Below are 21,494 nucleotides of genomic sequence, written 5' to 3'. Positions count from 1 at the left end.
AGTCGCCATTGAACGAAAAGATCAGACCTGACTTACTCAGCTGGAGAAGTGGTCCGTTTCAGATTGAAATATATGTAATTAATCGCTGCTCAGCGGCAGTGGAGCAGCCGTATTATCTATACGAAATTGAAAGTATTTTGAAAAATGAACGCTATAAACGTAGCACAGGGATATTCAACACATTCATTTTGCAATAAAAGTCGCGATGCGGAACGCAATTATCTCATCAGACTAATCCGATCACGGAGAATAATAAAAATATAGTGTGATAATTCATAAGGCTGGGCGTTTTTAAGCAACTAATGAGGTTACTTTGCGTAAGTATTTTATCCTGCCAATAAGGATTTTAATTCCTGATATTTGATATTGCATGAAGTTAAATGTTGTTTATTTCGTCAAAAATATTACAAGCTATCTGCCTTTACTTTTTTTGACATCTGCGTCTATGCTCATCGATAACAAAAACATCCCGTTAATACTTCTCACCTTTTAGGGCGATGGCGCAGTTTTTCTGTGGTCATGGTTAATGGAGGCAACGATGTATGGTTATAGCCTGCTCCGTCTGAGTCTTTATGTTGTCATTGCAATCGTTACCTGCTCCGCCGTAGGACTATTCACTTACGCGGTTGTTTCTATGCTTGGTAATTAAATTATCTACTCAAATAATGCCAACAATGGATTCGTTGTTGCTGAGGATAAAACAGTGACTCGTTATATTACGCTGGTTGCCATTGTTATATTTATAACAACTGGTTGCGATCAAAAAACACAGGAAGTCACGCCACCGCCGCGCATGGTTAAAGTCGTTGAGGTTATGGCTTCCGGCGAATCTCAACAACGCATCTTCCCGGCACGCATTGAGTCCGGCGATTCCACCGATTTGTCGTTTAAACGTGCAGGGCAAATTGAATCGCTGGATATTCGTCAGGGCAACCGCATTGAGCAGGGCCAGCTCATCGCCAGGTTAACGGCGCGTGAAGCACAGCAGCGCGTCAATGAACGCCAAACCGCCGCCACTCTCGCCCAACGGCAATTTGACCGCTTCCAAACGCTTTCCGGTCGTCAGGCGATTTCAAAGGCAGAAATGGACGTGCAGCGTGCCAACCGCGATGCGGCGAATGCTGCGCTACAAATTGCCCGTGAAGAGTTAAGCCAAATGACGCTGACTGCGCCGTTCACTGGCGTGGCCGCCGTCGTCAATGTTCGCAACCATCAGGTGGTCGCCGCTGGACAGACCATCGCCACGTTGACCCGCAACGACCTGCTCGACGTGGTGTTCAGCGTGCCGGAAAACCTGTTTACCGCGCTGGATATGCGCAATCTGAGCTATCGCCCGGTGGTGCGCATCAACTCGCTGCCAGACCGCGAATTCCAGGCCGATTACAAAGAGCACACCAACAGCAGTAACACCAACTCGCTGACCTGGCAGATCATTTTAACCATGCCGCGTCCAGACGATTTCCCGGCGGTGGGCGGCGTCAGTGGCACGGTGACGATTAACCTCGCCAATCTGCCCGCCAACGTGAACCGCGAATCGCTGGTGGTGCCGGTGGAAGCGGTGTTCAATCCCGATAACAGCCAGCGCAATGAACCGCATGTCTGGGTGGTGCAAGGCAGCGGCGAGCAGCTGACGTTAGAGGATCGTAAAGTCAGCGTCGGTGAAATGACGGATCGCGGCGTGGTGATCACCGCCGGGCTGCATGCCGGTGAGCGCGTGGTCGCCGCTGGCGTCAACGAGTTGCATGCTCAACAACCGGTTCGCATCTGGACGCGTGAGCGGGGGCTGTAATGGATATCTCCCGGCAGTTTATCGACAATCCGGTCCGCGTCTGGCTGGCGATTCTGTTACTGGGCGTCGGCGGCATTTTTGCTCTGCTTAATATTGGTCGTCTCGAAGATCCGGCGTTTACCATTAAAACGGCGGTGGTTGTCACCCACTATCCCGGCGCGTCTGCTCAGCAGGTGGAAGAGGAAGTCACTTTACCACTGGAAAATGCGCTGCAGCAGTTGCCTTATCTCGACAATGTCAGCTCCATCTCTTCCAACGGCCTGTCGCAGATTACAGTGAACATTGACTCACGTTACCACTCCAACCAGTTGCCGCAAATCTGGGATGAACTGCGGCGCAGAGTCGGCGATGCGGCGCGTTTCTTCCCGCCCGGCGTGGCCGCACCGTTCGTTAACGATGATTTTGGCGATGTGTTTGGTTTCTTCTTCGCCATTTCGGGCGACAATTTCAGCAATCCGGAACTGGTGCAATACGCCGAACAGCTACGTCGTGAACTGGTGCTGGTACCGGGCGTTGGTAAAGTGGCGCTTGGCGGCGTAATCCCACAGCAAATCAATATCGATTTTTCCCTGACAATGATGGCCGCGCGCGGCATTTCGCTGCCGCAACTCGCCAGCGTGCTAAGCCGCCTCAACGTGGTTTCCAATGCGGGCGACATCAAAGCCGGCACGGAATCGATCCGTCTGCATCCGACCGGCGAGTTTCAAAACATTGAGGAGTTAGGCGACTTGCTGGTCAGCGCGCCGGGCGATCACGCCACCACCCGCTTGCGCGATATCGCCACCCTGTCGCGCGGGTTGAGTGAATCGCCCGCCAGCATTTACCACGCCAGCGGACGTCCGGCGGTCACCATGGGCATTTCGTTTATTCCCGGCGTGAATGTGATTGATGTCGGGCGCGCGCTGGAGGCCAAACTGCAGCAGATGTCGGCGGAAAAACCGGCAGGCATCCAGATCAACGTGTTCTACGATCAGGCAGCGGAAGTGGCGCACTCGGTTAACGGTTTTATTGCTAACTTCCTGATGGCGCTGGCGATTGTGGTTGGCGTGTTGCTGATTTTTATGGGCGTGCGCAGCGGCATTATCATCGCGCTGTCGCTGGCGCTCAATGTGCTGGGCACGCTGCTGATCATGTATCTGTGCGGCATTGAGTTGCAGCGCATCTCGCTGGGTGCGCTGATTATCGCGCTTAGCATGCTGGTGGATAATGCGATTGTGATTGTCGAAGGCGTGCTGATCGCGCGTCAGCAAAATTCGCCGCTGATGACCACCATCAACTTTGTCATTCGCCGCACCGCCTTCCCGCTGCTGGGCGCGACGATTATCGCCATTCTGGCGTTTGCGCCGATTGGTCTATCGCAGGATTCCACCGGCGAGTACTGTAAATCGCTGTTCCAGGTATTGCTGATTTCCCTGCTGCTGAGCTGGTTCTCGGCGCTGACCATCACGCCGGTGCTAATCAAATGGTGGCTGTTTAAAGCGCAGGCAGCGACCAAAGTTGAGGCTGAGGTTTCGCCTTACAGCGGCGGTTTTTATCGTCTCTATCAACGCATGCTCAAGGTGCTGCTCATGCAAAAAACTGTCACGCTTGCGCTGATGGCGGTGTTGCTGGCGCTGGCGATTTGGGGCTTTGGATCGGTACGGCAAAACTTCTTCCCTTCAGCCAATACGCCGATCTTCTTTGTCGATCTCTGGCTGCCGTACGGCACCGACATCAACGCCACCGAGCAGATGGCCAGCGACATTGAAAAATCGATCACCGGGCAGCAAGGCGTGGTGTCCACCGTCACCACCATCGGCCAGGGCAGCATGCGCTTTATCCTCACTTACAACGGGCAGCGTCAGTACAGCAACTACGCGCAGATCATGGTGCGCATGGACGATCAGCGCAATATCGCCGCGCTGTCACACCGCATTGATGCCTATATTGCGCGCCAGTATCCGCAGGTGAATGCCAGCACTAAACGGGTGATGTTTGGCCCTTCAGGCGGCAGCGCAATTGAGGTGCGGATTAAAGGTCCCGATCCCGACAGAATGCGCCTGATCGCCAGCCAGGTTGGCGACATCCTCACCGCCGATCCCGCCACTGATACCGTGCGCAATGACTGGCAAAACCGCAGCAAGGTGATTCGCCCGCAGTTCAATCTGGCGCTGGGCCGCGAGCTGGGCGTCGATAAACAGGACGTGGATAACGCGCTGGGGATGAATTTCACTGGCAGCCGCGTTGGGCTGTACCGTGAAGGCGCTGACCTGCTGCCGGTGATCGTGCGGCCACCGGCCAGTGAACGCCAGGACGCTAATCATCTCAATAACGTGCTGGTTTGGAGCCAGAGCCAGCAGCAGTACATCCCGCTCAGCAACGTGGTAAGCGGCTTTACGCTGCAATGGGAAGATCCGCTGATTCTGCGCCGCGATCGCAGCCGCGTGCTGACCGTGCAAACCGACCCGAATCCGCTCAGTAACGATACGTCCGGCGATATTGTGGCGCGCGTGAAGCCGCAGATTGAACAAATTCCGCTGCCGCACGGCTACAGCATTGAGTGGGGCGGCGATGCGGAGAGCTCCAGTGAAGCGCAGCAAGGCGTGTTTACCTCGCTTCCGCTGGGTTATCTGGTGATGTTCGTGATCACCGTGCTGATGTTCAGCTCGCTGAAAAACGCCGTCGCCATCTGGCTCACGGTGCCGCTGGCGCTGATTGGCGTGACGCCGGGCTTTTTGATCACCGGGATTCCGTTCGGCTTTATGGCGCTAATCGGCCTGCTAAGTCTCAGCGGCATGCTGATTCGTAATGGCATTGTGCTGGTCGAAGAGATCGAACAGCAGAAGCTGTTAATGCCGCAGGCTGAAGCGATCATCTACGCCGCCACCTCGCGTCTGCGCCCTATTCTGCTCACCGCCTTTACTACCGTGCTCGGGCTGGCGCCGCTACTGCGCGATGTATTCTTCCAGAGCATGGCGGTGGTGATTATGTTTGGTCTGGGCTTTGCCACGTTGCTGACGCTGCTGGTGCTGCCGGTGATTTATGCCTGCTTCCATCGCCAACAGGCGGCGATTGCATCATGAATGTGACTGGCCTCAACGTGATTAAAACGCTGGGATGTATGACGGCGGTGACGTTTTTTACCGTGTATAACACCTGGGATCGCTACGACTACGATTATCATTGGATTCTGGCGTTTCTGACCTTTATCTCCACCATCGCTACGCCGCTGTTTTTTGTTGTCGCCGGGATTATGGATGCCCGTTCCGAGCAGGACGTAAACTGGCAGATGGGCAAGATTCGCAATCTGGTGATCGTGTTTCTGTTCTGGATGACGGTCTATTATCTGTGGGAACCCTATCAGCGCGGTTATCTGATTCAGCCGTGGTTCGTCTTCTCTTTCATTATCATCTACAGCTTTCACCCGCTAATGCTGTGGCTCAGCCAGCATCGGCGCGCGTTCATTGGGCTGGTGTTTGCGCTGTTAGCCTTTTCGTATGGCTACGATTTGCTGGCGGTGCTGCATCCGGACGATCCGCTGTTCCGGCTTGAGCCGCAATATCGGCTTTGGACCTGGCTGCTGTTTTATTTAACCGGCCAGCTGCTGTGCGATCCGCTGATTAATGACTGGATGGAGCGTAAAAAGGTGGCGCGCGGCGCGGTGATCGCCCTGCCCTTTATCTACCTGTTTACCTGGTTTTATGAGCAACACTTCTTCTTTGCGTTATTCAAAGCCGATCGCAACGCCTTTATTCTCACCGGCTCGCAGATCTATCTACTGGTGGTGGTGCTGGTGATCGCCGCCAGTCAGGTGCGCTTTCGCCGCAATGCGCTGGTTAAAGAGACCATTCTGGCGACCATCAGCAAAACCATGACCGGCGTTTATATTCTGCACTACTCAGTTTTTCATCTGCTCACCGCACTGATTCCAATCACCTCGCTGGCCACCAAACTGACGCTGATAGCCGTGACCTTCGCCGCTTCGGTGCTGCTCTCTAAACTGATCCTCGCCAGCGGCTGGCTAAAAAAAGTCATAACGCTGTAAAGCAAGCCGGCAGATTGGGCTGGCTGCTGCAATCAATGCGCCCCTTAATTTTCAGCATCATGTAATCAAAAAACGGATTGGAGGTGTTGCGCATCAGCGTATCCAGCCCAACGATCAGGCTGGCGGTTTCACCGCGTAGCGAGATAGTGCCAAAGCTAATGCCATAGCGATTCTTCTCCGTTGGCTCGCGACCATACAGCGAATCGCTGAGCGGGAACGGCACGGCAATGTGCGATAACGAATAGGTATCCTGCGGCCAGGCTTCATGCATCGAACGCACGATCTCTTGCGTCTGATCCGCCGGCGTCATGCGCGCCACGGTTTGATAAGTGGTCGGTGATGCGTTGGTGATCACCGTTGAAGCATAGCGGCGCGGCGCAGGCGGCAACAAATCATTGACCGCCGAATAGAGCGCTGGCCTGAACAGCGCGCGTAAGTTCGCGGCCTGATTGACGTCGAACATCACCAGTTCACTGCCGTTATCCGGTAAATAGCGATAGAACGCATTGACCACCGCGCGGGTGCTGACGGTGGAATCCAGCACCGACTGGAAAGTCAGCACTGGCGGAAACGCCGTCATGCTGCCGCCGCGAATCACATGCAGCAGCTGATCCTGCATCGCCTGAGTGAGCAGCCACGATTGACGCGCCGCGCGCACCGGAAACGAGTTGTATTTAAAGGGATTGTATTCCGGGATGATGCTCAGCCACGCCGCTTTGGCGAAGCCGGGAATGATGGCGGGCCAGCCAGCTAATCCGGCAAAGCGCGCATAAGCAGTGACGCCAATCATCGGCGACAGCAATACCAACTGTTGCGGTTTACGCAGCGCGTTATTCTGCAGCGTATCGAGGCTGTATTTCACCGCCAGCGCACCGCCGTTCGAGTATCCAACCAGATGCAAAGGCACCTTGGTTCCCGCCAGACGCGTCGCTTCCCGCACCGCTAAGCGGGTTGCCGCCATCCACATTTGCCAGTCAACTTTGGTGAGCGAACCGGGCGCCGTGCCGTGTCCAGGCAGGCGCGGCACCACCGCCACAAAACCCTTTTGCTGATACGCCTGCGCCAGATAGCGCATGCTGTAGGGCGAATCGGTTAATCCATGCAGCAGCACCACCGCGCCTTTCACTTCGCCTTCTGGTTCGAGGATGTAAGAACGGTTCCAGTCGGTGTCGAATCGCGCCGGATAAACCGGGCTTTGCGCGTTGAAGCGATTGAGTGCCGTTTTCTCATCGTCACTGAGTTGATCGGTCACGTTGATTTTCATGTCGTGGAAAATGGCCGCTTCACGCGTCAGATAATCCGCGAAGCTGGCGCGATCGATCTCATCCACCGACATTTCATCCGCCGACCACGTATGCCAGCGATGCAGTGGCGGTCCCTGCTCAGATTGATAACCGCGGATCACCAGGAACATCACCAGCAAAACCAGCAAACCTAAAGCAATGCGCTTAAGGACTTTGCTGATGCGGTCTTTATGCAACGCGTTGGCAGAATCAGAAGGCATAGCGTACCCAGGCGAACAGCACGTTACCGTTGTTGTACGTGCCGGGAATGTAGGTGAACTGCACGTTAAAACGTTTATAACCGGCGGAGAACAGCGGCAAAACAATCGGTAGCGGCACGTAATTGGCGAAGTCATCGCGCGCGGTAATCCCGGCGGTTAGCCCAAGACCGAGACGGAAATCTTGCGCTTGATCCAGATACCAGCCTTTCTCCCAGCCATATCCCACGATCGGTTGCCATTTGTTATGCGAATCTTTAAACGCCATGGCATAGAGCGCGCTCCAGTTGCCGTCTTCGTTAATGCGCGAGACGCCAAACCCGCCGCCCCACGGCATTTCATTGTAGTTATCGGTTTTCTCTTTATCGTAGGCGAAGCGGGCATGCCAGCTAATGAAAGGCAGATAGAGATCGTAATACTGCGGTTCCTGCCAGGTTTGTGAAACGTCCTGCTTTAGCCATTCCCAGCCATCGCTGAGCGAGTTGGCCGCCGAAGCGGGACAGACAAACAGGGCCAGAGTAAGCAACCAGGCCGCCTGAAGAGTTCGCATCATGTATGCCTCTGAAATTCACCGCCACGAAAAGGAGTGGAAAAGCTGATGTGCTCTAAAGGCAGATCAAGCCACTTAACCGGTTAGATTATAGTTGCTTGTTATTGCTATAGGAAATGACCTGAAAGGGCTAATGCTGGATTAGCTGTTATCGCGTTTTTCAACCAAAAGCACTTGAAATGGATATGTCGATAAAATCGACTTTTATCGACATATGGCCTCAACATGTTTACGCCATCGACACGTTAAACGCATATGTCGATAAAATGCGTTTTTTTAAACATGTCGGATGAGACTAAGAAGCCCGGTATGGAGTTTTTAGTTTTTTTCAGAACGGTACACACCTAATCGCCTAATTCTCGTCAGTTAAACGTCTTTCGGTCACCATAAATGGCGACCCTACAAAGGACTGGCGCGTTTTTCGTAGGGTGCGCATTCATGCGCACCTGCATACATATGCAATTTAATGCTTAACTGAGCGACATTACCTTTGGCAACTGCTGAGCCAGTATATTTCTGCGTCTTTAGAAACAGAAGCGTGAGGCCTATTCTGAATATTAAGTGTGGTTTCTAATTTTAAAAATCAGCTGTTTAAAAAAGAGTGTGTTGATAAGCCGCTGAAATAGTTATTCTGCTTATTGAAAAATAAGATTAATGACCCGGCAAGCAGTTCCATGCTTGTTAAATCCGCCGAAAGTGATGGCTTTCACATCTGTTGATTCATATTTTCACAATCCTTACATTGTTTCTTATATTCTTCTGCGTGGATAACGCCTCATGAATTTCCGCACCGATATTAACGGGCTGCGCGCCTATGCTGTGATGCTGGTTATCCTTTATCACTTCGGATTCTCCAGCGTCAGCGGGGGTTTCCTCGGTGTGGATGTGTTCTTTGTCATCTCCGGGTACTTAATGACGGGGATAATTCTGACGCGTCTCAATAAGCAGAACTTCTCCTTATTGGGATTTTATGCTGCGCGCTGCCGACGCATTATACCGCCGTTGATGGTGCTGTGCCTGATATTAATGCTGGTGGGCTATTTCCTGATGCCGCCGGATGAATATAAGAAAATGGCGGAGCATGCCGTCTCCAGCCTGAGTTTTATTTCCAATGTAGTCTATTTCAAACAGGGCGGTTATTTTGAAACCGGCTCGGTGTATAAATGGTTGCTGCATACCTGGTCATTAAGCGTTGAGTGGCAGTTCTATTTGCTGTTACCGCTGGCGCTGATGTTCACGGCACGTTTCCTGCGCCAGCAGTTTGCCTGGGCGATGGGCATCGCCGCGCTGCTTTCATTTGGGCTGGTGCTGGCAATGGTGGCAACCAATTTCCATCTCACCGCGACTTATTATCTGTTGCCAACCCGTGCGTGGGAGATGCTGGCAGGCGGATTAGTTTATCTGGCGCCAAGATCGGCGCTCAGTGGTCAACGCGCGGTTCCACTGCTGGGCATTATTGGGCTGATTGTCTGTGCGCTGTGGTTTGATGAAAGCACGGCATGGCCGGGCATCATGACGCTGATTCCAGTGTTGCTGACCGCGCTGATCATCCATGCCAACGTGCAAAACAGCATCTGGTTCAACAATCAGATTGTGCAGCACATCGGTAAAACCTCGTATTCGATCTATCTGTGGCACTGGCCGCTTTGGGTGTTCTGGCATCTGGCCGACTGGCCGATCACGCTGGTTAGCCAGGCGATGCTGATTCTGCTGTCACTCGCCGCTGGTTGGGCGTCATACGTGCTGGTAGAGAACAAACACGGCTGGTTAAGTGGCAGAACCTACGTGACGCTGGGACAAACCGCGCTGGTGCTGCTGTTTGGAGTATTGATCGTGGCAAAAGCAGGATTTCCCTCGCGCGCGCCGCAAGTGGTCGCCAGCATCAAACAGTATTCACTGGAGCGATTTGTGCGCGGCGAAAACTGCTTTGTATTCAGTGGCACCACGTCTCCGCAATGCGTCTTCGGCAATGCCAGCCAGGTTAATCTGGTGGTATTAGGCGATAGCCACGCCGCCGCGATGCTATCTTCTATTGTCGGTAGCGCCAGAGCGGATGATTCAGTGGTGTTTATCGCGCAATCCGGATGTCCATCTGTACCGGAAATTCATCGCAGTGCCAGCCCTGATTGCGGCGACTTTGTGAAGAATGCCATCGCGGATATCGAACGGAAATATCCCCATGCGTCGGTGCTGATTATTAACCGCCTATCCTTCTATCTACATGGCGATTATGGCAGCGGCAGCAATACGCCTAAATACTCATTTATCAATGACGTAAGCTCCATCGCCGCCTATCAGCAGCATTTCGGTGCGGCGGTGAAACAGCTCGCCACGCATCGTCGCGTGTTTATCATGACGCCGGTTCCTGAGTTCGGTTACGACGTGATCTATCGTATGTCGCGCGATGCCATGCGCGGCAAAGCACTGGCCGTTCAGCAGACGCGCGCCGAGTATCAATCTCACAATCAGGAGACGCTGGCGATGCTCAACAACATCGCGGCTCAATCGCCAAATGTCGCCCTGCTCGATGCGACTCAGGGATTCTGCGACAACGACTTCTGCTACGGTGCCAAAGATGATGTGCCGCTATATCGCGACGATAATCATCTTTCCGAAGTGGGGAATAAAAACCTGAACGGCGTGTTTGGTGGCATGTGGAAAATGATCGACAGGATTTAGCAGCCGTTCAGCCATCCAGGTCTTTAAACGGTTAAAATAATTAAACTTATTCGTTGCTAAATTATTATCGCTATGTCTTAATGCATCACCGGTTTGGAACACAGACCTTATGAAAGCAGTTTTAGTAAAGCAGTCCTCAGTTCAAGTGTTATCCACAGATATCCTTCTTCGAGAGCCTCCTCCTAAGTGCCCAATAAGTAAATCTTTCACTTCAGGCCAAATTCGCCGCAATTTAGTGGCTCATCAAATAAGGAATTATCTATGTCTAACAAAATGACTGGTTTAGTAAAATGGTTTAACTCTGATAAAGGTTTTGGCTTTATCACTCCAAACGATGGCAGCAAGGATGTTTTCGTCCATTTCTCTGCTATCCAGAGCGACAACTACAAAACTCTTGATGAAGGTCAGCAAGTTTCCTTCACCATTGAAAATGGCGCCAAAGGCCCAGCAGCGGGCAACGTAACTCCGCTGTAAGCCGCGCCCATTATCCGCGACGCTTACAATAGCGATGAAGACAATAGTCTGAGCAGATAAGAACCGCTGATAATAAAAGAAACCCGCTTAGTGCGGGTTTTTTGTTGTCTAAAATTTAAATCAGAAGGAAATAACATGCTCATACCAGATTTGATTTTTACACGTACGGTATATCAACCGTCATTTCAATTATGAGTCGTCCGTTGTTTGTTTCACTGGATGGGCCTAAGGGCGTCGGTAAAACCACGCTTCTGGAAGCCATTACGAAAGAACTCAGGGCCGATAACATCAAAGTGATCCGACTTAGCGAGAAAAACAGCGATCCCTACAGAAAAGAAACAATGGCCCTTGTGAACCGGCTCGCCAGAAATCCATCCCGGGATTTAGAGTTGGAAGTTTGTCAGCGCTTTGCTGATAGCCGTGCATGGATTTCCCAGCATGTGCTGACTAAACAGCCACCGGACAGCATAATTTTGATGGATCGCTGGTACCCGTCGGAAGCCGCGTTTCGCCAGATGGTTCCCTTTGCAGAGATTTTACAGCTCAATATTGAACGAAACGTGCAAGCGCCGAACCTGCATGTCGGGGTTGTTACTGCGCCTGAGATTTCGTGGGCAAGGGCCGCAGCCAGATCGCGTGGATTAAGCAGTACCGTGATTCATCAGCTGGAAGAACATGTTGCTTGTACCCAGGCATTCGAGCGAACCGTTGCAGAACACGGCTGGGTTTTATGCCGTAATGAAGGAACAATCGAACAGGCAACGAAGCAGGTTATTACTGAGATTTACAGATTGCCTGGATGCCCTTTAGGCATCAGTTCTGCTGGATCCCGCCAGTAATTACAGCAATCTCTTGGTGGGAACGAACTACCAGCGTGGAACAGCAAACCACTCCACCAGCCACTCCGTTAACGCGCTGATCTTCGCTGACTGCAACTGGCTGGAAGGTTTCATCAACCAGACACCGTCTTCCCCTATCGCCTGCCAATCTGTTAGCACCGGCACTAACGTGCCTTCTGCCAGTTCTTTTTGCACCAGCCAGTTGGCAGCCAGCGCTACGCCCATGCCAAATTGAGCGGCCAGTATCAACGCATCCATCTCATCACTTTCATAACGTGTTTGCACCGGCACCGCTATCTGCTGGCCCTCTTTTTCCAGTCGCCACTCTGGCCAACTGTGCATTGGTGTGAATCCCAGACAATCGTGCTTACGCAGGTCCTGTGGATGCGTGAGCGCTGGATGGTGATCCAGATATGACGGCGCAACGCACAATATGCGGCTGGTATCCGCCAGCTTTCGCGCAATAAGCCGGTTATCCGTGAGGACACCAATGCGGATCGCCATATCGAAATTGTCACCGAGTAAATCGACGTAACGATCGCTGCAGTGCAGCACAATGCGAATATCGGGATAAGCCTTTAAAAAGCCCGGCAGCGCCTGTGCGACCCAGCGTCGTCCAAAAGATGCGGGTACCGTTAAGCGAATCGTCCCCGCTGGACGTGCTGCCAAAGCGCGGGCTTCCTCTTCAGCTTCACGCAGCAGTTCGTCTGCCAGTTCAATTTTTTGTCGATAGCGCCGGCCCTCTTCCGTCGGTCGAATGCGACGCGTAGTGCGTTCAATCAGGCGAATCCCTAACCGTTTCTCTAACGCAGCGATACGACGGGAAATTACCGAGACATCGCGTCCCAACGCACGGGCACCCGCGCTAAAACTGCCCGCACGCACTACCGCCAAAAAGGCTTCGCGTTGGCGGAAATCGTCATCTTGCATTATTGCACCCTGAGCAACGGTCATTTGGTTTTGGCATCCATTATAGCGTCTGTTTTACCGCACACTGACTGCACTTAGTAAACAGGAGAATGTTATGCAAGCTATTCAGTTAACTGCCCCTTCTATCGACAGCCTAAATATCTGCGAATTACCGTGCCCACAACCTAACTTTGGTGAGGTGGTGATTCGGCAACATGCCGTCAGCCTAAACTACCTTGATTTGGCACTGGCTACAGGTAAGTTCGGCGCCATTGCACAGCCGCTTATTCCAGGTGCAGACAGCGCTGGAGAGATTGTTGAATTGGGTGCGGGCGTGAGCAGTTGGCAAATCGGCGATCGCGTGGTGCCAGGCATGATGTATAACTGGCATGCTGGTGCGTTACGCTCCGAGCACCATCACGCATTGCGCGGCGTTACTGCTAATGGCGGGCTGGCGGAATATGCCGTTGTCCCCGCCGAGTCGCTGGTGCGTGTCCCTGACTTTCTTAGCTGGCAGCAAGCTGCGACTTTACCTACCGCTGCCACTACGGCCTGGAACGCCATCGTGCGCGCTAAAATCCGACCCGGCAGCACGGTTTTACTGCTCGGCACCGGAGGTGTAAGTCTGTTTGCGCTGCAATACGCCAAAGCAGCGGGCGCACGGGTGATTATTCTGTCCTCTTCAAACGAGAAACTGGCCAGAGTGAAAGCTCTTGGCGCGGATGAAGGGATTAACTATCGCGAACAGCCCGATTGGGATCAACAGGTGCTCAAGCTGACGAATAATCATGGCGCAGATCTGGTGCTGGAATCGGTGGGCGCCTCAACCTTTGCCAAATCAATTAATGCCGCCGCCTACAACGGAACCATATTTGTGATTGGCTTTATTGGCGGTGAAGAGCTTAACGTGCCGGTGCTGCCGATTATGCAGAAGATGTTAAATATCGTCGGTAATAATACCGGCTCGACGTCCGATCTGCGCGCAGCAGTCCGGGCGATTGAGACCAGCGAGATCCAACCAGAAATTGACCGTGTTTTTGCCTTTGCTGACGTTCAGGGAGCGTATCGTTACCTGCAATCCGCCGGGCACGTCGGGAAAGTGGTGATTGATTTGCATGCTTGAGTCTTGTGGACCTTTAGCCGCTCACGTATGTGATATTCCAGGTGCGCATAAATGCGCACCTTACGAAAATCCCGCCATATAACCGTTAATGCTAACTTCAGGCAGTGGTATTAATATTGCGCCCGATTGCCGGATTTGCCGGCAACTGAGGAATCGAATCCAAAATACCTGCCGCCATCGTTTGCTGATTATCCAGCGTCTTCTTCAGAACCAGCGTACTGATTTTATTCGCCAGTTCCATGTTATCAAGGCCGGTAGCCAGCGATGTAATTTGTGATACATCCATCTTGCTCTCCTGATTAATACGAATATTGAGTAGCTAAAAACAGCGTTTAAAAGCCAGAAACAGTTATCGTAATGCTCGTCAGTTAAGCGTATTTCGGTCACCATAAATGGCGACCCTACAAAGGATGGCGCGTTTTTCGTAGGGTGCGCATTCATGCGCACCTGCATACATATGCAAACTAATGCTTAGCTGAGCGGCTTCAAGAAACAGTTATCGGCAGTTTGGCGAAAAGCTTTAACTGTTCCATCCCTCACGAATGCTTGCGCTGCCTCAACGCATACGCCAGCACCACCACAAAGCACAGCAGCGGCAAACTGTATGCTACGGCGGTGCTGACGTGGTCAGAGATCAGGCCCATGAAATAAGGCATGATCGCGCCGCCGACAATCGCCATGATCATAAACGAGCTGGCCTGTTTGGTTGATTCGCCCAGATTTTTAACGCCCATGGCAAAGATGGTTGGGAACATGGTGGACATAAAGAAGAAGATGGCGATCAATGCAACCACGGAGACATCGCCCGCGCCCAGCATCACAACCGCGCACAGCACGATGTTGATCAGCGCGTAAGCCGCCAGCATCGCAGCCGGTTTCACTCGTCCCAATAGCCAGGTTGAGAAGAAACGTCCGAGCATAAAGCAGATCATCGCAACCGAAAGCATATATGCCGCGCTTTGGTTGGTGACGCCGTGCCAGTGCTCGGTAGCGTAGTTAATAAAGAAGGCGCCCACGCCAACCTGCGCGGCAACATAAAAGAACTGCGCAATTACGCCGCCGACAAAATGTTTTTGCTGCCATAAAGTAGCGCCGGGCTGCTGAATATGTTGGCTGGCGGATTCACGAATATCGGGCAACGCGGTGCGTTTAAATAACAGCGCGATGGCAATAACTACGCATGCAATTACTACATAGGTGATTTTCACGCTGTCCTGCGCCGCATCCTGGCTGGCCTGAGTAAAGAACAGCGAGCCACCAATCATCGGTCCAACAAACTGTCCTAACCCATTAAAGGATTGCGCCAGATTGAGACGACGTTCCGCGCCATTAGGATCACCCAGCACCGTGGCATACGGGTTCGCGGCAGTTTCAAGGCAACCGAGCCCGCACGCCAGCACGAACAACGCAAGCAGGAATACCGAGAAATCATTGACCATCGCCGCCGGCACAAACAGCAGCGCGCCAATCGCATACAGTGATAATCCCGCCAATATTCCGGCTTTATAGCCGTGACGCTGCATAAAATAACCGGCTGGCAGCGCGACAATAAAATAGGCACCGAAATAGGCCGCCTGTAATAATCCCGATTGTGCTTTGGTGACGTTTAACGTTTCCTGAAAGTGTTTATTCAGCACATCCAGCAGGCCGTATGACACGCCCCACATAAAAAACAGGGTGGTAATTAGCATGAACGCCCAGCGCAGGCTAATAGTTCCCCTGACGCCCATATTTTCAGGCGTCTCGACGCGTTGTGTAGACATGGTTATATCCTCGTAGGGTACAGTCGGTAAGTGTTGTTATTGGTCCTGCAAAGAGAATATTCGCGCCATCGCCACCCATTTTTCCCCTTCGGGCGTCCAGGGCGTTGGCTGTTGGAACTGCCACATCAGCGCTTCCCAGCGCTGAATATGCGGATCCTGCTCAGATGCCTGAGCAAAATCCTGCGTGTTAAAGCGATCGTTCACCTCCATCAGCATAAAAAGTCGGGTGCCAAGCCGGTAAATCTCCATATTCACGATGCCGTGCTGGCGCAAATGCTGCGCCACTTCCGGCCAGATGCGCTGATGCAGGCGCTGGTATTCGGCGATCTTCTCCGCCTCGTCCACCAGATCCAGCGCCAGACAATAACGCCCGGTCACGCCACTCATAACAGCGCCCGATCGAGATGCAGATAGCCGCCATCGACGCTTAGCCACTCGCCGGTGGTGTGTGAAGCGCGCGACGACAGCAAAAACACCACCGTGTTAGCGATCTCTTGCGGCGTGGTCATGCGTTGGCCGAGCGGAATACGCTGGGTGATTTTCTCCAGTTCGGATTGCGGATCGGCGAAGGTGCCGATCCAGCGTTCGTACAGCGGCGTCATCACTTCGGCGGGCACCACGGCGTTGACCCGCACGCCGCTGTGTCTTAGTGATACCGCCCATTCACGCGTCAGTGACAGAATCGCCCCTTTCGCCGCGCAGTAGCCGCTGGTGCCGCCCTGTCCGCTCAGCGCGGTTTTGGACGCAATATTGACGATCGCTCCACGGCTGTTTTCCAGCGCTTGCTGGCAGAAATGCGTCATCTGGTAATAGTGGATGAGGTTCTTTTCCAGCGAGGAGACAAAGGCGCTGCGTCCCGCTTCCAGCCCAACGCCATCATTGACGCCAGCGTTATTCACCAGACCGTCGATGCGGCCAAACTGCTGCTGTACGGCTTCCACCGCTTTCTGGCAGTTCTGCTCATCGCAGAGATCGGCGAGCAGCACTTCGCTTTGTGGCTGCAATTCGCGCAGCGCGGCCAGCCACATCTCATCTGGCTGTGCGTTGCTGACGATGACGGGAATCGCGCCCTCTTCCGCCAGCAGGCGTGAGATGGCGGCACCTATGCCCGATCCGCCGCCGGTGACGATAATCACTTTATCCTGCAAAAACAGATTCATTCTTCTCTCCTGTCAGGCTGTAAACCTGCGCGGCCGTGTTGCCCCAAATGGCGGCCTGCTCGTCAGCGGACAGCTCCGCTAGCGCGTCGTCAACTAACTGCGCCACCGCGTGATATTCCGCAGCCAGCAGGCAAACTGGCCAGTCTGAACCAAACATCAGGCGATGCGGGCCAAAACGCGCCAGCGCCTCATCGATAAAAGGCCGCAGCTGCGCACTGCTCCACTGGCCGTGCGGTGCTTCGGTGACCAGTCCGGACAATTTGCACACCACGTGCGGCATCGCGGCCAGTTCTGCAACCTGCTCGCCCCACGCCTGCGCACCGCGCGCAATATCCGGTTTTCCCAGGTGATCGAGCACCAGCCAGTGGCGATCGTGCTGCGCGGCAAAGCGCGTGGCATCGGCCAGATGTTGCCAGGTCACCAGCATTTCCCACACGTAATCTCGCCGCTGAATCTGAGTGATGCCGGTTGTCACGCGCGGTTGCTGCAACCATACGGCGGGATTCTGTTCATCCTGCACCTGATGACGAAAACCGCGCAGCAACGGATGCTGCAATGCCGTCAATTGCTCCGCCAGATCCGATGCGGTGACGTCGATCCAGCCAATCACCTGCGTTGCCGGTTGTTGCTGCGCCCACTGCAACAGCTGCTGCGTCTCCGCCACGCACTGTCGCGCCTGCACCGCAATCGAACTCTGCAGCTGACGCTGTGCCAGCAACGGCGCAAGATCGTCCGGCAAAAAATCCTGTTGCAGTCGCGTCATTGAATCCGTGATCCACGGAAAGTCCGCCGCGTCGTAGCGCCAGAAATGCTGATGAGCGTCGATTCGCACGTCAGCCTCCCTGCGCGCGATAGCGATATTGCTCACGCGAAGCGGGATACATTTCGATCGAGAAGCCAGGCGCGGTGGGCGGCATATAAGCCGCGCCGCGGATTTCGCACGGATTAAGGAAATGTTCGTGCAGATGATCGACGTACTCGATGACCCGACCTTCATGGCTGCCGGCAATACAAACAAAGTCGATCATCGACAGATGCTGAACGTATTCGCACAACCCAACGCCGCCCGCATGCGGACATACCGGCAGCTGGTATTTCGCTGCCATCAGCATCACCGCCAGCACTTCATTCACGCCGCCGAGGCGACAGGCATCGATCTGCACCACGTCAATCGCCTCGCGCATAATCAGCTGCTTAAAGATGATGCGGTTCTGGCACATTTCGCCGGTTGCCACTTTTACCGGCGCAACGCCCTGACGAATTTTGCGATGTCCTTCGATATCGTCCGGGCTGGTAGGTTCTTCGATAAACCACGGCCGCGCGAACGCCAGCTGTTGTACCCAATCCACCGCGTCATTCACTTCCCAAACCTGGTTAGCATCGATCATTAACTGACGATCTGGACCGAGCACTTCGCGCGCAATGCGCACGCGGCGAATATCATCTTCGAGGTCACGCCCCACTTTCAGCTTGATGTGGGAGAACCCGGCATCGACTGCCTGCTGGCACAGACGGCGCAGTTTCTCGTCGTCGTAGCCAAGCCAGCCCGCCGAGGTGGTGTAGCAAGGATATCCGTGCTGCTCGAGCTGGCGGATGCGCTCAGCTTTGCCCGCCTGCTGCGCCGTCAGCAAAGCCAGTGCTTCGTCCGGCGTGATGCAGTCGGTGAGATAACGGAAATCGATGCAGCGTACCAGTTCCTGCGGCGACATATCGGCCACCAGCCGCCACAGCGGCTTCTCTACTGATTTCGCCCATAAATCCCATACCGCGTTGACCACCGCGCCGGTCGCCAGATGAATCGCGCCTTTATCCGGGCCGATCCAGCGTAGCTGGCTGTCGCTGGTGATATCGCGCCAGAATTGCCCCATATCGGCGACGATCGAGTCCAGCTGACGGCCGACGATCAGGTGCTCAAGTGCACGTATTGCGGCACAGCAAATCTCATTGCCGCGCCCGATGGTAAAGGTCAAACCGTGACCGCTGATCGCCGCGTTATCCGTCTCGATGATGACGTAAGCAGCTGAATAATCCGGATCTGGATTCATCGCATCCGAACCGTCGAGATGTTGGGAAGTGGGAAAACGGATATCTTCCACGCGCAGTGCCGTAAGTTTGGTCATTATTCGCTGCCCTCAGTGATTTGACGCTGCTCGCCCAGCCCGGCGATGCCCAACCTGATCACTTGCCCCGCACGCAGATAAACCGGCGGTTTCTGTCCCATGCCGACGCCCGGTGGCGTGCCGGTGGAGATGATGTCGCCTGGCTGCAAACTCATAAAACGGCTGAGGTAGCTGATGATGTGCGCGACCGAAAAGATCATGGTGCGCGTGTTACCGTTTTGATAGCGCTTGCCGTCAACCTCCAGCCACAGATCGAGCTGCTGCGGATCGGCAATCTCATCGGCGGTCACCAGCCAGGGACCGATCGGGCCAAAGGTGTCGCAGCCTTTGCCTTTATCCCAGGTGCCGCCGCGTTCGATCTGATATTCACGTTCCGAGACGTCGTTCACCACGCAGTAGCCCGCGACATGCGACAGCGCATCCTCTTCCGCGATGTAGCTGCCGCCTTTGCCGATCACCACGCCCAGTTCCACTTCCCAGTCGGTTTTCACCGAGCCGCGCGGAATGCGCACCGCGTCATTCGGCCCGACTACCGCGCTGGTCCATTTGCCAAACACCACCGGCTCCTGCGGGATGTCGGCGCCGGTTTCGGCGGCGTGATCGGCATAGTTCAAACCGATACAGATGAACTTGCCAATCTGTCCGACGCAGGCACCAATGCGCGGCTGGCCGCTGATTTTCGGCAGTTCGCTGAGCGGCAACTGGCGCAATCTCTCCAGCGCGGATGGCAGCAGCGCATCGCCCGCCAAATCATCGATGAAATGCGATAAATCGCGCAATTCGCCCTGCTCATCCAGCATTGCCGGACGCTCTTTGCCCGGTTCGCCGACACGTAATAATTTCATTCTTCCACTCCTGTTAGTTGCTCCAGCCGCCATCGATAATCTGTGCGGTGCCGGTGGTATAGGCGCTGGCATCGGAAGCCAGATAGGCCGCCAGATAAGCGATCTCTTCTGTGGTGCCGATACGGCCAATCGGTTGACGCGCGACAAAGGCGTTATAAACCTCGGTTTCGCTGCGCCCTTCTGCCTGCGCCTGCGCGGCAATGCGCTGACGCAGCGACGGTGAATCGATGGTGCCGGGGCAAATGGCGTTGCAGCGAATGCCTTGACCAATGTAATCGGCCGCCACCGAACGCGTCAGACCAATCACCGCCGCTTTGGTGGCGCTGTAGGCGAAGCGATTGACCACGCCTTTCACACTCGACGCCACCGATGACATGTTGATGATCGACCCTTGCTGCTGTTGCAGCATCGCGGGCAGAAATGCCTGGATCATGCGAAACATCGCCGTGACGTTGAGATCGAGCGCGAACTGCCACTCTTTTTCGCTGCATTCCAGCAGGCTGCCGCTGTGAACCACGCCAGCGCAGTTGAACAGCACATCAAGCGTGCCGAGCTCCTGCGCCGCCGCGCTAATCGCCTGGCGATCGGTGACATCGAGTTGATAGGCGCGAATGCCGGGTAAGTCATGCAGCGCAGCAATGTTGATATCGCTGGCAATCACATCTGCGCCTTGCTGAGCAAAGTGGCGCGCGCTTGCTAAACCGATGCCTTGTCCGGCGGCGGTGATCAACACGCGTTTTCCATGTAAATTCATTGCATTTCCTCTGGTCCAAAGTTCTAATGGTCAGGCCATTGAAAGTAGATTTCTTCCCAGCGGGAGAGCAAAATATCGCTGGCTACTTTTTCGCTTACGCATTACGTTTTATTGACAATTGCGTAACATTGACAAGTGTCCTGACGATTATTTGTGCAACTGATCACTTAATTTATTTAGACAGGGAGCAGCGCAATGCCGATCAAAAAGATGGAAAACCCCAGACTTTACAGACAAATAGCAGACCAATTGATTGCGCTTATCGACAATAACGAATTTCCACCCGGCAGCCGCCTGCCAGCGGAGCGTGAGTTGGCTGAGCAGCTGCAGGTCAGTCGTGCATCGGTGCGTGAAGCACTGATCGCGTTGGAAGTGATTGGTCTGGTGGATGTGAAGGTCGGCAATGGCGTGATTGTGAAAGCGCGTTCCAGCACCCAGGAACCGGTAATGGTGCAGGCCGGACGCGATCAGTGGAATGAGCCGGATGATGAACTGGGCATCAACCTGGATTTCTCCACCGAGCTTCCGCCCTTCTCGCTGCTGCAAGCCCGCCGTCTAATCGAGCCGGAAGCCGCTGCGCTTGCTGCGGTGCATGCCAGCGAGCAGGAACTGGCGCTGATCCGCGCCGCTTATCAACAAAACTGCGAGGATAACCGCGCGCAATCGCGCACCCATCCCGGCGACCGCCTGTTTCATATTCGCATTGCCCAGGCGAGCGGCAATCCTGCCTATGGATTTATCATCGGCCACCTGCTCGGCCATCGCTATGGCAGCATGTTCCGCATGTTGCAGGCGCACTACACGCCCAGTGATATGCCGGTCGTCTCGGAGTCCGAACATATGGCGATTCTTTCCGCGCTGGAGAAACGCGATGCTAAGGCAGCAAGAAGCGCGATGAAGAAGCATATTGATCGGGTGATTGCGACCTTTGAGCGTTCGTAGGGTGCGCATTTATGCGCACCAG

Annotated in this window: 19 protein-coding genes; 8 read left to right on the top strand and 11 right to left on the bottom strand. The window is 54.1% G+C overall.

The window, feature by feature from the left end; genetic code table 11:
• Positions 1-703 precede the first annotated feature (703 nt).
• Genes BM323_RS20935 through BM323_RS20925 form a run of 3 tightly spaced genes read left to right on the top strand, consistent with a single transcriptional unit; the run spans position 704 to position 5,813 of the window.
• Complete coding sequence (locus tag BM323_RS20935; RefSeq protein WP_008110608.1) at positions 704-1,789, top strand: efflux RND transporter periplasmic adaptor subunit; 1,086 nt, start codon at positions 704-706, stop codon at positions 1,787-1,789.
• Positions 1,789-4,851, top strand: a complete 3,063-nt coding sequence (locus BM323_RS20930) for an efflux RND transporter permease subunit (protein ID WP_008110606.1) — start codon at positions 1,789-1,791, stop codon at positions 4,849-4,851. The genes BM323_RS20935 and BM323_RS20930 overlap by 1 nt, the downstream gene beginning before the upstream one ends.
• A complete protein-coding gene (locus tag BM323_RS20925; RefSeq protein ID WP_008110604.1) occupies positions 4,848-5,813 on the top strand; it encodes an acyltransferase in 966 nt (321 codons plus the stop codon). The genes BM323_RS20930 and BM323_RS20925 overlap by 4 nt, the downstream gene beginning before the upstream one ends.
• Here the strand turns inward: BM323_RS20925 and BM323_RS20920 are convergent.
• Together BM323_RS20920 and pagP are read right to left on the bottom strand one after the other, a co-directional pair.
• On the bottom strand, positions 5,800-7,317 hold the full coding sequence (locus BM323_RS20920) for an alpha/beta hydrolase (RefSeq protein ID WP_008110602.1): 1,518 nt from the start codon (positions 7,315-7,317) through the stop codon (positions 5,800-5,802). The two genes, BM323_RS20925 and BM323_RS20920, sit on opposite strands and share 14 nt — an antisense overlap.
• Complete coding sequence (pagP, locus tag BM323_RS20915) at positions 7,307-7,864, bottom strand: lipid IV(A) palmitoyltransferase PagP (RefSeq protein WP_036650228.1); 558 nt, start codon at positions 7,862-7,864, stop codon at positions 7,307-7,309. The genes BM323_RS20920 and pagP overlap by 11 nt, the downstream gene beginning before the upstream one ends.
• 777 nt (positions 7,865-8,641) lie before the next feature.
• Here pagP and BM323_RS20910 point away from each other — a divergent pair.
• From BM323_RS20910 to BM323_RS20900, 3 genes are all read left to right on the top strand, one after another.
• Positions 8,642-10,543 (top strand): acyltransferase family protein, encoded by a 1,902-nt coding sequence (locus BM323_RS20910; RefSeq protein WP_091004281.1) that lies wholly within the window; start codon positions 8,642-8,644, stop codon positions 10,541-10,543.
• Positions 10,544-10,804: 261 nt separating this feature from the next.
• The gene (gene cspA / locus BM323_RS20905) at positions 10,805-11,017 is read left to right on the top strand and encodes a transcription antiterminator/RNA stability regulator CspE (RefSeq protein WP_007885867.1); all 213 of its coding nucleotides are present in this window, start codon (positions 10,805-10,807) and stop codon (positions 11,015-11,017) included.
• A 191-nt stretch (positions 11,018-11,208) separates the two neighbouring features.
• Complete coding sequence (locus BM323_RS20900; RefSeq protein WP_008110597.1) at positions 11,209-11,856, top strand: dTMP kinase; 648 nt, start codon at positions 11,209-11,211, stop codon at positions 11,854-11,856.
• A gap of 27 nt (positions 11,857-11,883) precedes the next feature.
• Here the strand turns inward: BM323_RS20900 and BM323_RS20895 are convergent, their stop codons facing one another.
• Positions 11,884-12,786, bottom strand: a complete 903-nt coding sequence (locus BM323_RS20895) for a LysR family transcriptional regulator (RefSeq protein ID WP_008110595.1) — start codon at positions 12,784-12,786, stop codon at positions 11,884-11,886.
• Positions 12,787-12,880: 94 nt separating this feature from the next.
• On the opposite strand from BM323_RS20895, the gene BM323_RS20890 reads away from it, so the two are divergent.
• The gene (locus tag BM323_RS20890) at positions 12,881-13,888 is read left to right on the top strand and encodes a zinc-dependent alcohol dehydrogenase family protein (protein WP_008110592.1); all 1,008 of its coding nucleotides are present in this window, start codon (positions 12,881-12,883) and stop codon (positions 13,886-13,888) included.
• Positions 13,889-13,985: 97 nt separating this feature from the next.
• Here BM323_RS20890 and BM323_RS20885 read toward each other — a convergent pair whose 3' ends face one another.
• From BM323_RS20885 to BM323_RS20850, 8 genes are all read right to left on the bottom strand, one after another.
• Positions 13,986-14,174, bottom strand: a complete 189-nt coding sequence (locus BM323_RS20885) for a YjfB family protein (protein WP_008110591.1) — start codon at positions 14,172-14,174, stop codon at positions 13,986-13,988.
• A 250-nt stretch (positions 14,175-14,424) separates the two neighbouring features.
• On the bottom strand, positions 14,425-15,651 hold the full coding sequence (gene fucP / locus BM323_RS20880; protein ID WP_008110588.1) for an L-fucose:H+ symporter permease: 1,227 nt from the start codon (positions 15,649-15,651) through the stop codon (positions 14,425-14,427).
• A 36-nt stretch (positions 15,652-15,687) separates the two neighbouring features.
• Positions 15,688-16,038, bottom strand: a complete 351-nt coding sequence (locus BM323_RS20875) for an L-rhamnose mutarotase (RefSeq protein WP_008110586.1) — start codon at positions 16,036-16,038, stop codon at positions 15,688-15,690.
• Positions 16,035-16,811, bottom strand: coding sequence for an L-fucose dehydrogenase (locus tag BM323_RS20870; RefSeq protein WP_008110584.1), 777 nt, complete (start codon positions 16,809-16,811; stop codon positions 16,035-16,037). Before BM323_RS20870 ends, BM323_RS20875 begins: the two co-directional genes overlap by 4 nt.
• Positions 16,789-17,643 carry an amidohydrolase family protein gene (locus tag BM323_RS20865; protein ID WP_008110582.1) on the bottom strand — a complete coding sequence of 285 codons (855 nt, stop codon included), beginning with the start codon at positions 17,641-17,643 and terminating at the stop codon, positions 16,789-16,791. The genes BM323_RS20870 and BM323_RS20865 overlap by 23 nt, the downstream gene beginning before the upstream one ends.
• A 1-nt stretch (position 17,644) precedes the next feature.
• Positions 17,645-18,931, bottom strand: a complete 1,287-nt coding sequence (locus tag BM323_RS20860; RefSeq protein WP_091004279.1) for an L-fuconate dehydratase — start codon at positions 18,929-18,931, stop codon at positions 17,645-17,647.
• Positions 18,931-19,776: a fumarylacetoacetate hydrolase family protein gene (locus BM323_RS20855; protein WP_008109089.1), complete on the bottom strand. Its 846-nt coding sequence runs from the start codon at positions 19,774-19,776 to the stop codon at positions 18,931-18,933. The genes BM323_RS20860 and BM323_RS20855 overlap by 1 nt, the downstream gene beginning before the upstream one ends.
• 13 nt (positions 19,777-19,789) lie before the next feature.
• Positions 19,790-20,530 (bottom strand): SDR family oxidoreductase, encoded by a 741-nt coding sequence (locus tag BM323_RS20850; RefSeq protein ID WP_008109090.1) that lies wholly within the window; start codon positions 20,528-20,530, stop codon positions 19,790-19,792.
• A 195-nt stretch (positions 20,531-20,725) separates the two neighbouring features.
• Between BM323_RS20850 and BM323_RS20845 the strand changes: the two genes are divergently transcribed.
• Positions 20,726-21,472, top strand: a complete 747-nt coding sequence (locus tag BM323_RS20845; RefSeq protein WP_008109091.1) for a FadR/GntR family transcriptional regulator — start codon at positions 20,726-20,728, stop codon at positions 21,470-21,472.
• Positions 21,473-21,494 lie beyond the last annotated feature (22 nt).

The organism is Pantoea sp. YR525 (assembly GCF_900116775.1).
Taxonomy (GTDB): Bacteria; Pseudomonadota; Gammaproteobacteria; order Enterobacterales; family Enterobacteriaceae; genus Pantoea; species Pantoea symbiotica.
This window is presented reverse-complemented; position numbering and strand designations above follow the sequence as displayed.

Excerpts from the sequence above, each read along its gene's own strand:
- BM323_RS20920 (WP_008110602.1), bottom strand. The coding sequence starts at position 7,317 with ATGCCTTCTGATTCTGCCAACGCGTTGCATAAAGACCGCATCAGCAAA.
- BM323_RS20900 (WP_008110597.1), top strand. The coding sequence starts at position 11,209 with ATGAGTCGTCCGTTGTTTGTTTCACTGGATGGGCCTAAGGGCGTCGGT.
- BM323_RS20850 (WP_008109090.1), bottom strand. The coding sequence starts at position 20,530 with ATGAATTTACATGGAAAACGCGTGTTGATCACCGCCGCCGGACAAGGC.
- BM323_RS20885 (WP_008110591.1), bottom strand. The coding sequence starts at position 14,174 with ATGGATGTATCACAAATTACATCGCTGGCTACCGGCCTTGATAACATG.
- cspA (WP_007885867.1), top strand. The coding sequence starts at position 10,805 with ATGTCTAACAAAATGACTGGTTTAGTAAAATGGTTTAACTCTGATAAA.
- BM323_RS20860 (WP_091004279.1), bottom strand. The coding sequence starts at position 18,931 with ATGACCAAACTTACGGCACTGCGCGTGGAAGATATCCGTTTTCCCACT.
- BM323_RS20930 (WP_008110606.1), top strand. The coding sequence starts at position 1,789 with ATGGATATCTCCCGGCAGTTTATCGACAATCCGGTCCGCGTCTGGCTG.
- BM323_RS20855 (WP_008109089.1), bottom strand. The coding sequence starts at position 19,776 with ATGAAATTATTACGTGTCGGCGAACCGGGCAAAGAGCGTCCGGCAATG.
- pagP (WP_036650228.1), bottom strand. The coding sequence starts at position 7,864 with ATGCGAACTCTTCAGGCGGCCTGGTTGCTTACTCTGGCCCTGTTTGTC.
- BM323_RS20875 (WP_008110586.1), bottom strand. The coding sequence starts at position 16,038 with ATGAGTGGCGTGACCGGGCGTTATTGTCTGGCGCTGGATCTGGTGGAC.
- BM323_RS20845 (WP_008109091.1), top strand. The coding sequence starts at position 20,726 with ATGCCGATCAAAAAGATGGAAAACCCCAGACTTTACAGACAAATAGCA.
- BM323_RS20890 (WP_008110592.1), top strand. The coding sequence starts at position 12,881 with ATGCAAGCTATTCAGTTAACTGCCCCTTCTATCGACAGCCTAAATATC.
- BM323_RS20895 (WP_008110595.1), bottom strand. The coding sequence starts at position 12,786 with ATGCAAGATGACGATTTCCGCCAACGCGAAGCCTTTTTGGCGGTAGTG.
- BM323_RS20870 (WP_008110584.1), bottom strand. The coding sequence starts at position 16,811 with ATGAATCTGTTTTTGCAGGATAAAGTGATTATCGTCACCGGCGGCGGA.
- fucP (WP_008110588.1), bottom strand. The coding sequence starts at position 15,651 with ATGTCTACACAACGCGTCGAGACGCCTGAAAATATGGGCGTCAGGGGA.
- BM323_RS20910 (WP_091004281.1), top strand. The coding sequence starts at position 8,642 with ATGAATTTCCGCACCGATATTAACGGGCTGCGCGCCTATGCTGTGATG.
- BM323_RS20925 (WP_008110604.1), top strand. The coding sequence starts at position 4,848 with ATGAATGTGACTGGCCTCAACGTGATTAAAACGCTGGGATGTATGACG.